The sequence below is a fragment of the Arthrobacter sp. MAHUQ-56 genome, from assembly GCF_019710585.1.
In the GTDB taxonomy this organism is placed as follows: Bacteria; Actinomycetota; Actinomycetes; order Actinomycetales; family Micrococcaceae; genus Arthrobacter.
Window position 1 is genome coordinate 1099133 of the sequence record NZ_JAIFZQ010000020.1, and the last position, 11340, is coordinate 1110472.

An 11340-nucleotide genomic window follows, 5' to 3' on the forward strand; every position below is an offset into this window, starting at 1 on the left:
GATTGAGGGGAGCCGAGCAGCCGCTTCAGCCACTCAGGAGATCCGAAAAGCCTTGCACCTCAAAAGCCTCACCGTCCGGGGGTTTAAGTCCTTTGCGTCCGCCACCACGTTCGAGTTCGAACCCGGCGTCACCGCCGTCGTGGGCCCGAACGGGTCCGGCAAGTCGAACGTCGTGGACGCCCTGGCCTGGGTCATGGGGGAGCAGGGCGCGAAAACCCTTCGCGGCGGCAAGATGGAGGACGTCATCTTCGCGGGCACGTCCGGCCGCCCGCCCCTGGGGCGCGCCCACGTTTCGCTGACCATCGACAACACCGACGGTGCACTGCCCATCGAGTACAGCGAAGTCACCATCTCCCGGACACTGTTCCGTACCGGCGGCTCGGAGTATGCGATCAACGGCGCCGCCTGCCGGCTGCTGGACATCCAGGAACTGCTCAGCGATTCGGGGCTCGGTCGGGAGATGCACGTCATCGTCGGCCAGGGCCAGCTGGACCGGGTCCTGCACGCCACCCCCGAGGACCGGCGCGGCTTCATTGAGGAGGCGGCGGGGATCCTCAAGCACCGCCGGCGCAAGGAACGCACTGTCCGCAAGCTGGAGGCCATGCAGGCCAACCTCCAGCGCCTCACCGACCTCACCGGCGAGATCCGCCGTCAGCTCACGCCCCTGGGCAAGCAGGCAGAGGTGGCCCGGCGCGCCCAGCGCGTCCAGTTCGACGTCCGCGACGCCCGCGCCCGCCTGCTCGCCGACGACCTCGTCCAGCTGCAGCTGGCGCTGGAGAAAGACGTGGCGGACGAGGCAGCGCTGAAGTCCCGCCGGACCGCCGTCGAGCAGGAACTCGAGGCCGGCCGCAGGCAACAGGCCGCCCTGGAACAACTCGCCGCCGAGGCAACCCCCCGGCTGAATGCCGCCAGGGATACCTGGTACCGGCTGTCCACCGCCCGCGAGCGGCTGCGTTCGCTCGGTTCCCTGGCCACCGAACGCAGCCGCCTGCTGGGATCCGACGACGCGGCCCCGGCTTCCGGCCGCGACCCGGAACAACTGGAACGGCAGGCAGCCAGGGTCCGGCAGGAGCTCGCAGAACTGGAACAGGACATCGCCGGCAGGCGGAGCGCCCTGGAAGCAGCTACTGCTGCGAAGGCTGACGCTGAGCAGGCGTCCCTGGCGGAGGACCGGCGGCTCACGGCTGAACTGCGGGCGCTGGCGGACCGCAGGGAAGGGCTTGCGCGTCTGGCCGGGCAGGTCGCCGCAGCCAGGTCGCGGGTGGAGTCCGCGCAGGCCGAACTGGGGAGGCTGAGGGAATCGCTCGCTGCCGGAACGGAGCGCCGCGCCCGTGCCCAGGCAGAGTTCACCGCACTGGAAAACCAGGTGGCAGGCGTTGAAGAGGGGGAGGAGTCCCTCGACGCCGAGTACGAGGCCGCCAGCGAAGTCCTGGACGCCGTACTGGAGGAAATCGCCAACCTCAAGGCCGCGGTGAACGAGGGGATCCGGAAGCGCGATGCGCTGGCAGCACGCCTGGAGGCGCTGAAGCTCGGCCTCGACCGCAAGGACGGCGCCCGGCACGCACTCGAGGCAGGGCTCGCCGGGGTGGACGGGAGCCTCGCCGCCGCCCTGACCGTCGAAGGAGGTTTCGAGACTGCTATTGCCGCAGCCCTCGGGGAAGTGTCCGAGGCCGTCCTGGTGCGGGACCGGGCCACCGCGGCGGAGGTGCTGCAGCTGTTGAAGGACGACGACGCCGGGCGGGCGTCGCTGCTCCTTGCGTCCGCCGCCGCGGATCACCAAGGGGACGCCGGCAGCGGGCCCCTCCCGAATGGGGCGAGGTGGGCAGCGGACCTGCTGGAGGGTCCGGCCAGCCACCTCCCGCCGGTCAGGCAATTGCTGGCCGCGACCGCCGTCGTCGACGACGTGGAGACAGCGGCCGCACTCGTGGCAGCCAGGCCCGGCCTGACGGCAGTCACCCGCGACGGTGACGTCTTCACTGCCGTCACCGTGACGGGCGGATCGGCCACGGCACCGTCCCTCCTGGAGGTCCAGGCAGCAGTGGACGACGCCGGGCGGTCATTGTCCGCCGTCACCGCCGGCCTGGAACGCAACCGGTTCGCCCTGGCAGCTGCCGAGGCACGGCGCGCCGCGGCGCAGGAGGCGGCGGACACCGCGCTGGACAAGCTGCATGAATCGGATGCACGACTGGCCGCCGTGGCGGAACGGCTGGGCCATCTGAACTCCGTCCTGCGCAGCGCCGTCGGGGAGAGCGACCGGCTCGCCGCGTCCCTGGCCCGGGCCGAGGAAAACGTCGCGGCCGAGGAGGAAGCGCTGGCAGCCATCACCGCACGGTTGGCTGCCGCCCAGGAGGTCCCCGTGGAGCAGGAACCCTCCACCGACCAGCGCGACGCCCTGGCCCGTGCCGCCTCCACCGCACGGGCTGCAGAGGTGGAAGCGCGACTTTCCCTGCGCAGCGCCGAAGAACAGCTCGCGGCCACCCGAAACAGGGTGGTGTCCCTTGAGCGCGCCGCTGCCACCGAACGCCGTGCCCGGGAGGAGGCAGCCGAACGCGCCCGGCGCCGGCGCATCCAGGCGCGGCGGGCCGCGGCCGTTTCCGCCGCCGTCGACCGTGCCCTCCGTTACGTCGACATATCGGTGGACCTTGCCCGGCACGAACGGGACCAGGCCGAGGAGAACCGCGAACTCCGCGACCGCGCCCTGCGCGACGTCCGGCAGGCCAACGATGCCCTGGCCCGCGAACTGGCCGACCTCACCGACAACGTGCACCGCGACGAACTGGCCCGCGCCCAGCAGCGGGCGCGGATCGAAGCGGTGGAAACCCGTTCCGTGGATGAACTGGGCATTGGCCCTGAAGCGCTGGTCAGCGAATTCGGGCCGCACGTTCCGGTGCCCGTGCCGGCGGAGGAGTCCGGCGATAAGTGGGCGGCGCTCCGTGCCCCGGTCGATGATGCCGGCCACGAGATCCGGGAAGGCAAGCCCTTCGTCCGGGAGGAACAGGAGAAACGGCTGCGCAAGGCCGAACGCGACCTGGCGAGCCTGGGCAAGGTGAACCCCCTGGCGCTTGAGGAGTTCGCCGCGCTCGAAGAACGCCACCAGTTCCTCAGCACGCAGCTGGAGGACCTGAAGGCCAGCCGGCGGGACCTGCTGGACATCATCAAAGAGGTTGATGACAGGGTGCAGCGCGTGTTCACCGAAGCATTCGAAGACACCCAGGCCCAGTTTGTCCGGGTCTTCGAACGCCTTTTCCCCGGCGGCGAAGGACGACTGGTCCTCACCGACCCCGGCGACATGCTCACCACCGGCATCGAAGTGGAGGCCCGGCCCGCCGGCAAGAAGATCAAGAGGTTGTCCCTGCTGTCCGGCGGTGAACGGTCCCTGACCGCCGTGGCCCTGCTGGTGGCCATCTTCAAGGCGCGGCCCTCACCCTTCTATGTGATGGACGAAGTGGAGGCCGCCCTGGACGACACCAACCTGGGCCGCCTGATCACCATCTTCGAAGAACTCCGGGAATCCAGCCAGCTCATCGTCATCACCCACCAGAAACGGACCATGGAAGTGGCCGACGCACTCTACGGCGTCACCATGCGCGGCGACGGCGTTTCCACCGTCATCAGCCAGCGCCTCGGCGCCGGGGTCTAGCGCGGGGCAGCACAACGGATGCCGGCGCCTTCACCCCGCCGGAGCCGGGCGGATTCTTTGTGAGAAGCTAGGGGAGTGAATGACATCCTTCCCATAATCCTGTCCATCCTTGCTGCCCTGGTGGTTATTGGCGGGCTGATTCCGGTCCTGCTCAAGACGCGGAGGAACATCAACCGGTACCCCGGCACCCGCGACGCCAACGACCCCGAAATCCGCTCCGGCGGAAGCACGGCAGTTCTGGACCGCGAAGGAACCATCGAGCGCCCGGCCCCGTCCGGCGTCGACCTCGAAGGGCTGGACACCACAACCGTTCCGGACAACGCCGCCGGGCTGGAAGTCATCCCCGTTGAAACCCCGCTGCCCGTCGCCGGGCGGCTTACGCGCCTTCGCGAGCGGCTGGTCCGCTCCAACAACATCATGGGCAAGGGGCTGCTGGCCCTGTTGTCCAGCGACAAGATCGACGAGAGCGTCTGGGACGAGGTGGAGGAAACCCTGCTCCTCGCCGACCTGGGCACCGAGCCCACCATGCAGCTCGTGGACGCCCTCCGGGAACGGGTCAAGGTGCTGGGAACCAGGACCCCCGAGCACGTCAAAGCCATGCTCCGCGAAGAGCTGGTCAAGATCGTGGACCCCACCATGGACCGGAGCCTCAATGTCCAGCGCCACGGCGACAAGCCTGCGGTGATGATGGTGGTGGGCGTGAACGGCGTCGGCAAGACCACCACCGTGGGCAAGCTGGCCCGCGTACTGGTTGCGGAGGACAAGGACGTCATCCTCGGCGCCGCGGACACCTTCCGGGCTGCCGCCGCCGAGCAGCTGGCGACTTGGGGCCAGCGGGTCGGCGTTCCCACCGTGAAATCCGACATCGACGGCGCCGATCCCGCCTCCGTTGCCTACGAAGCCGTCAAGGCAGGCATCGACCAGGAAGTCGACGTCGTCATGATCGACACCGCGGGCCGCCTCCAGAACAAGGTGGGCCTGATGGACGAGCTCGGCAAGGTCAAGCGGGTGGTGGAGAAACTGGCCGAGGTGGACGAGGTCCTGCTGGTGCTGGACGCCACCACCGGCCAGAACGGCCTGAACCAGGCGCGGGTCTTCTCCGAGGTGGTCAACATCACCGGCATCGTCCTGACCAAGCTGGACGGCACCGCCAAGGGCGGCATCGTCGTCGCCATCCAAAAGTCGCTCGGTGTGCCCGTGAAGCTCATCGGCCTGGGCGAAGGCGCCGACGACCTCGCCCCCTTCGACACCGAAGCGTTCGTCGACGCCCTGCTGAACTAGCGGGCAGGCTCCTGGCCGGCCGGACCAGGCCGGTCAGGAGCTGGCGTTCCGCAATGGTTCCCGGGTGGCCAGCCAACCGGCGGCAGCAACGACCATGATGCCGCCGGTCGCCCCGAACGCCCAGCCAAACCCCAGGCGGTCAGCGAGCAGCCCGGCCACCACGGGCCCCACTATCGCCCCCACGTCGGACGTCATCTGGTACACGGCGAGGACCTTGCCGCCGGACCGCTCGCTGCCGATGACGTCCGCCACGGCGGCCTGCTGGGCGGGACCGAACAGGCCCGAACCGACGCCGGCCAGCGTCGACGCCGCGAGGAACCACGGCAGGTCATGGGTGGCGCCGATCGCGGCGGTTGCCAGGCCGGCCACCAGCAGGCCGGAAATCATCATGGGCTTCCGGCCCAGCGAATCCGCCAGCCGGCCCGAGAAGCTCAGGGCCGCGGCGTTGCCGGCGGCGAAGACCGCCAGCGCAAGCCCGGCCGCCTGCGGCCCGGCACCGAACGCAGCCGCGGCGAACAAGGGCACGGTTGCCATCCGTACACCGAACGTGGCCCAGCCGTTGGCGAAGCTGGACAGAAGCGCCGACCGGTAGGTCCCGGTTGCCAGGGCTTCGCCAAACCGCATCACCGGACCCCGCTTCTGGGCCCCGTCCGCCCCGCGACGCTCGTGGCTGAGCTGGGTCTGCACGACGAGGGCTGCGACGATCAGGGCCGCGGCATAGGCCAGGAACGGGACCCGGAGGCCCAGCCCGGCCAGCAGTCCGCCTACGATCGGTCCGCACACGTTGCCGATCAGGAACGCCGACGCGTAGGCGCCCGAGACCCTGCCCCTGCTCCTGGGCGGCGCCAGCCGGATCACCAGCGCCATGGACGCCACCGTGAACATCACTGAACCGGCGCCGCCGAAGCCGCGGAACAGCAGCAACTGCCAGTAGCTCTGGGCAAAGGCGCAGGCCGCCGTGGACAGCGCCACAATCAGCAGCCCCGCCACGTAGACGGGCCGCTCGCCGAACCTGCCGATGAGGTAGCCGCCGGCGGGGGCGAACGCGAGGCGCATGAAGGCGAAGATCGCCACGATCACCGCGGCCTCGGTGTTCCCGACGCCAAAGGTTGTGGCGAATTGCGGCAATACGGGCGCAACAAGCCCGAATCCAAGCGCAATCAGGAACGCCGCTGCCAGCATCACCAGGATGTCCCGGGGAAGCTTTTCCCGTTGGGGCCGCAGCCGCGCCAGGATCCTTGAAGTGGCGCCGCTTCCGCGGGGTGTTGCCGTCATGGTGCGTAAGTCCTTGCTGAACGGGAAGCGGGGCGGTTGCGCGAACGCAGAAACATAACCGTAACAAGGCGGATATGCACCATTTACTTCCTAGAGGTTGTTGTAACAGGCCGGCAATCTAAATCCTCCGCGGCCGAAACACGCCGCCGACACACTTCTTACAGAACGCAAAAAGGCGTTGGCAGGCGGAGCGATCCGCAAGATTCGATGAGAGAGGACGTGCACCATGGAACTTACCGCAGGTCACGTTTGGGTCATGGTGGCGGCAGCGCTCGTGCTGTTCATGACACCCGGTCTGGCATTTTTCTACGGCGGCATGACCCGCGCCAAGGCAGCCCTGAACATGATGATGATGAGCTTCATCTCCATCGGCATGGTCGGCGTTGTGTGGGTCCTCTGGGGAGCCTCCATGAGCTCCGGTGAAGGGTTCCTGGAAATCGTGGGCAACCCGTTCGCCACGTTCGGCCTTGAAGGAATCACCACCCCCGACGGGCTCATCAAGGTCGGCTACGCGGCCACCTTCGCCATCATCACGGTGGCACTGATCAGCGGCGCCATCGCCGACCGCGCCAAGTTCGGTGCCTGGTCCGTGTTCGTCCCCGTATGGGTCACCCTGGTGTACTGCCCGCTGGCCTACATGGTGTGGGGCGGCGGCCTGTTCGGCCCCGAAGGTGCCATCGGCAAGGCGCTCGGCCCCGCCATCGACTTCGCCGGCGGCACCGTTGTCCACATCAACGCCGGTGTGGCCGCGCTGATCCTCGTCCTCATCATTGGCAACCGCAAGGGCTTCGGCAAGGACCCCAACCACCGGCCGCACAACATCCCGTTCGTCATGCTCGGCGCGGCCATCCTGTGGTTTGGCTGGTTCGGCTTCAACGGCGGCGCTGCCACCACCGCCGAACAGGGCGGCCTGATCTGGATCAACACCCTGGCAGCCCCCGCCGCCGCCATGCTCGGCTGGCTCGTTACCGAACGCATCCGCGACGGCCACCCCACCTCCCTGGGCGCCGCATCCGGCGTCGTCGCAGGCCTCGTTGCCATCACCCCGGCCTGCGCCAACGTCAGCCCGGTCGGTGCCCTTGGCCTCGGCATCGTGGCCGGCGTGGCCTCCGCACTGGCTGTCGGCCTGAAGTTCCGCTGGGGCTTCGACGACTCCCTGGACGTCGTCGGCGTGCACCTGGTCTCCGGCATCATCGGCACCGTCGCCCTGGGCTTCATCGCCCTGCCCACCGACGGCGTGGGCGGAGGGCTCTTCTACGGCGGCGGCCTGGCCCAGCTGTGGGCCCAGCTCGCAGCAGCAGGCATCGCCATCGCCTACTCGGCCATCCTGACGGCCATCATCGCGCTGGCCATCCACAAGACCATGGGCTTCCGGGTCTCGCAGGAACAGGAAACGGTGGGTGTGGACCTCAGCCTGCACGCCGAGACCGCCTACGAATTCGGCCTCAGCGGCCACGGCGGCAGCTTCCAGCCGCTGCACGACATGATCACCGGCAAGACCCAGGCGGAATCCGCCCTGGCAGCCGGTGCACAGAAGAGCCAGTCAGCAACAGGTAAGGAAAGCGTGGGGGCATGAAACTGATCACCGCAATCGTCAGGCCGGAAAAGCTCGAAGCCATCCGGGAAGGACTGGAAGCCTACGGCGTACAGGGCCTGACGGTCAGCGCAGCCAGCGGCTACGGACGGCAGCGAGGCTACACCGAGGTTTACCGCGGAGCGGAATACAACGTGGACCTGCTGCCCAAGATCCGGGTGGAAGTCCTGGCCACCGACGAACAGGCGGATGACATCCTGGACGTCATCATCGCCAGTTCCAACACCGGCCGGGCGGGCGACGGCAAGGTCTGGACCATCGATGTCCACGAGGCAGTGCGGGTCCGCACCGGCGAACGCGGAGTGGCTGCGATCTAGGCAGGCCCCTGCGCCGCGAGGCACAGACAGGACGGGCGGGAACCGAAAGGTTCCCGCCCGTCCTGTCTGCCGTTAATGGTGCCTTCGCCGCCCTGGCCGGAAGGCTCAGCCCTTGCCCCGGTTGGTGGGCCACGATGCGGGCCCGGCAGAGCCGGCGTCGTACTCTTCCAACGGCACCTCGCCCTGGTCCCACGCCTTTAGCACCGGTTCCACGATGCGCCAGCAGTCCTCGGCAGTGTCGCCGCGCACGGACAGCAGCGGGTCGCCGGCCAGCACACCTTCCAGGACCTCGCCGTAGGGGAGCAGGTCGGAGGCGCTCAATTCCGCTTCCAGGGTGACCCGGCCCAGGCTGAAGATGTTCCCCGGACCGTTGACGTCGACGTCGAACGCCAGGGTGTCCGGGCCGAAACCGATCCGCAGCTGGTTGGGGGAGTCCACGCCCGTGAAGCCTTGTGGAAGGTGGGGCACCGGAAGGAAGGTGACCACCGCTTCCTTGCGTTTGTCACCGAGGGCCTTGCCGGACCGCAGGATGAAGGGGACGCCCTTCCAGCGCCAGTTGTCGATGCCCACCTGGATCTCTGCCAGGGTCTCGGTCTCCCGGCCGGCATCCACGCCCTCCTCTTTCGCATAGTCGGGCACGTCCTTGCCTCCCACGGTCCCGGCCGTGTACCGCGCCCGCCGCGTCGTCTTCGTGAAGGGGGTGCCCACGCTGCTGGCCCGCAGGACAGCCGAGACCGCATCCCGCAGGTCGCGCTCGCCGATGGTGGCCGGCGGCTCGATGGCCATCAGCGCCATGACCTGCAGGAGGTGGCTTTGGATCATGTCGCGGAGGGCACCGGCGCCGTCGTAGTACCGGGCCCTGCCTTCCAGGGCCAGGTCCTCGTCGAAGAAGATCTCCACCTTTTGCACGTGCTGCCGGTTCCACACCGGTTCCAGGAAGTTGTTTGCGAACCGCAGCCCCAGGATGTTCAGGACGGTGGCCTTGCCCAGGAAATGGTCCACGCGGTGGATGTGCTCCTCCGGGACCAGTCGCGCCAGGGTCTGGTTCAGGGAACGGGCTGATTCCTCGCTCGAGCCGAACGGCTTCTCCATCACCAGGCGGGTGCCTTCCGGCACGTCCTCCGGCCGGAGCACCTCGCAGGCCTGCTGGCTAATTCGCGGCGGAAGGGCAAAGTAGACCGCTACCGGCCCCGGCAGGTCCGCGAGCAGCCGCGCCAGCGCCCCCTGGGCCGTAACGTCCACCTGGTGGTAGACGGTGTCCTTCTGCAGCCTTTCCAAGGCTTCTTTACCGGACTTGTCCGCGCCACCGGCCGCCGCTGCCGACGACGACTGGACCCGCTCCCGCCATTGTTCCGGCGTCCACGGGTCCGAGCCGGCCCCCACCAGGCTGAGGCCCTCCGCACGGCCCGCCGCGACCAGGCGTGCCAGGCCGGGCAGCAGCAACCGTCCGGTGAGGTCGCCTGAGGCGCCCAGGATGAGCAGGGTCTTCACAGTTGTTTGGCTCGTCATTGGGCCAGCATGCCACCTACCGTGCCCGACTTGATACCCTAGATAGTCGAGTCCCGATCATCTCCTGAAAGAAGTTCACGGCGCGTGTTCAATTCACTCTCTGACCGGTTGACAGCAACCTTCAAGAATCTCCGCGGCAAGGGCCGCCTCACGGAGGCCGATGTCGATGCCACCGTCCGGGAGATCCGCCGTGCCCTCCTGGACGCCGACGTCGCAGTTCCGGTCGTCCGTGAATTCACCGCGCGGGTGCGCGAACGCGCGCTCGGCGCAGAGGTCTCGGCAGCGCTGAACCCCAGCCAGCAGATCGTCAAGATCGTCAATGAGGAACTCGTGGAGATCCTCGGCGGCGAGACCCGGCGCATCCGACTGGCCAAGAGCGGCCCCACCGTCATCATGCTCGCCGGCCTCCAGGGCGCGGGCAAGACCACCCTTGCGGGCAAGCTGTCGAAGTGGCTGAAGGCCCAGGGCCACAGCCCCATGCTGGTGGCCTGCGACCTCCAGCGCCCCAACGCCGTCACCCAGCTGCAGGTGGTGGGCCAGCGCGCCGGCGTTCCGGTCTTCGCCCCGCACCCCGGAGCCACCTCCCAGGAGCTGGACCAGCCCGCCGGCGACCCGGTCGCCGTTGCACGCGCCGGCGTCGAGGAAGCCCGCCAGAAGCTGCACGACGTCGTCATCGTTGACACCGCCGGACGCCTGGGCGTGGATGCGGACATGATGGAACAGGCCCGCCAGATCCGCCGCGCCATCGTCCCCAACGAAGTCCTCTTCGTCATCGACTCCATGATCGGCCAGGACGCCGTCAACACGGCCCTCGCCTTCGACGAAGGCGTCAACTTCACCGGCATCGTGCTGTCCAAGCTCGACGGCGACGCCCGCGGCGGTGCCGCGCTGTCCGTCGCGTCGGTCACCGGCAAGCCCGTCATGTTCGCCTCCACGGGCGAGGGGCTGGATGATTTCGAACTCTTCCACCCGGACCGGATGGCCTCGCGCATCCTTGACATGGGCGACATCCTCACGCTCATCGAGCAGGCGGAGAAGGCCTGGGACAAGGATGAAGCTGCCCGGATGGCGAAGAAGTTCGCCGACCAGGAGGACTTCACCCTCGAGGACTTCCTGGCCCAGATGCAGCAGATCCGCAACATGGGCTCGATGAAGAAGATGCTCATGATGATGCCGGGTGCGCAGAACATCCGCCAGCAGCTGGAGCAGTTCGATGAACGCGAAATCGACCGCGTTGAGGCAATCGTCCGCTCCATGACCCCGCATGAGCGCCTGGCACCGAAGATCATCAACGGCTCCCGCCGCGCCCGCATCGCCCGCGGCTCCGGCGTCCACGTCTCCGAGGTCAACGGCCTGCTGGAACGCTTCGCCCAGGCCCAGAAGATGATGAAGAAGATGGCGCAGGGCGGCATGCCGGGAATGCCGGGAATGCCAGGCATGCCCGGCGCCGGCGGCGGTGCCCGGAAGAACGCCAAGAACGCCCCGAAGAAGAAGGCCAAGTCCGGCAACCCGGCGAAGGCCGCGCAGGAGCGCAAGGAAGCGGAAGCCCGGCGTGCCAACGCTGCCAAGGCACTGCCCACCGGGGCAGCCTTCGGCCAGCAGGGCGGCGACTTCGACCCTTCGCAGCTGAACCTGCCCAAGGGGTTCGACAAGTTCCTCGGCAAGTAGCCCCGAGACCCAACTAGGTAGCGCCAGGTGTCGTTTTGACGGTTCAAAACGACACC

At 68.3% G+C, this 11340-nt stretch carries 7 protein-coding genes; 5 read left to right on the forward strand and 2 right to left on the reverse strand.

Annotation, left to right across the window (positions count from 1 at the left end; genetic code table 11):
• Positions 1 to 52 precede the first annotated feature (52 nt).
• On the forward strand, positions 53 to 3640 hold the full coding sequence (gene smc / locus K4G53_RS17480; RefSeq protein WP_221386867.1) for a chromosome segregation protein SMC: 3588 nt from the start codon (positions 53 to 55) through the stop codon (positions 3638 to 3640).
• Between the two features lie 75 nt (positions 3641 to 3715).
• The gene (gene ftsY / locus K4G53_RS17485; RefSeq protein WP_221386868.1) at positions 3716 to 4921 is read left to right on the forward strand and encodes a signal recognition particle-docking protein FtsY; all 1206 of its coding nucleotides are present in this window, start codon (positions 3716 to 3718) and stop codon (positions 4919 to 4921) included.
• 33 nt (positions 4922 to 4954) lie between these two features.
• Here ftsY and K4G53_RS17490 read toward each other — a convergent pair whose 3' ends face one another.
• Positions 4955 to 6196, reverse strand: coding sequence for an MFS transporter (locus K4G53_RS17490; RefSeq protein WP_221386869.1), 1242 nt, complete (start codon positions 6194 to 6196; stop codon positions 4955 to 4957).
• Between the two features lie 226 nt (positions 6197 to 6422).
• Between K4G53_RS17490 and K4G53_RS17495 the strand changes: the two genes are divergently transcribed.
• The gene (locus tag K4G53_RS17495) at positions 6423 to 7772 is read left to right on the forward strand and encodes an ammonium transporter (RefSeq protein WP_221386870.1); all 1350 of its coding nucleotides are present in this window, start codon (positions 6423 to 6425) and stop codon (positions 7770 to 7772) included.
• On the forward strand, positions 7769 to 8107 hold the full coding sequence (locus K4G53_RS17500; protein WP_043453189.1) for a P-II family nitrogen regulator: 339 nt from the start codon (positions 7769 to 7771) through the stop codon (positions 8105 to 8107). The genes K4G53_RS17495 and K4G53_RS17500 overlap by 4 nt, the downstream gene beginning before the upstream one ends.
• Positions 8108 to 8212: 105 nt before the next feature.
• Here K4G53_RS17500 and K4G53_RS17505 read toward each other — a convergent pair whose 3' ends face one another.
• Entirely contained in the window at positions 8213 to 9616 is a 1404-nt protein-coding gene (locus K4G53_RS17505; RefSeq protein WP_221386871.1) for a glucose-6-phosphate dehydrogenase, read from the reverse strand.
• Between the two features lie 84 nt (positions 9617 to 9700).
• Between K4G53_RS17505 and ffh the strand changes: the two genes are divergently transcribed.
• Positions 9701 to 11284, forward strand: coding sequence for a signal recognition particle protein (ffh, locus tag K4G53_RS17510; protein WP_221386872.1), 1584 nt, complete (start codon positions 9701 to 9703; stop codon positions 11282 to 11284).
• The last annotated feature ends 56 nt before the right edge of the window (positions 11285 to 11340 follow it).

Bases quoted from the DNA above. Each gene is read 5' to 3' on its own strand.
- K4G53_RS17495 (WP_221386870.1), top strand. From the start codon at position 6,423: ATGGAACTTACCGCAGGTCACGTTTGGGTCATGGTGGCGGCAGCGCTC.
- K4G53_RS17500 (WP_043453189.1), top strand. From the start codon at position 7,769: ATGAAACTGATCACCGCAATCGTCAGGCCGGAAAAGCTCGAAGCCATC.
- K4G53_RS17505 (WP_221386871.1), bottom strand. From the start codon at position 9,616: ATGACGAGCCAAACAACTGTGAAGACCCTGCTCATCCTGGGCGCCTCA.
- K4G53_RS17490 (WP_221386869.1), bottom strand. From the start codon at position 6,196: ATGACGGCAACACCCCGCGGAAGCGGCGCCACTTCAAGGATCCTGGCG.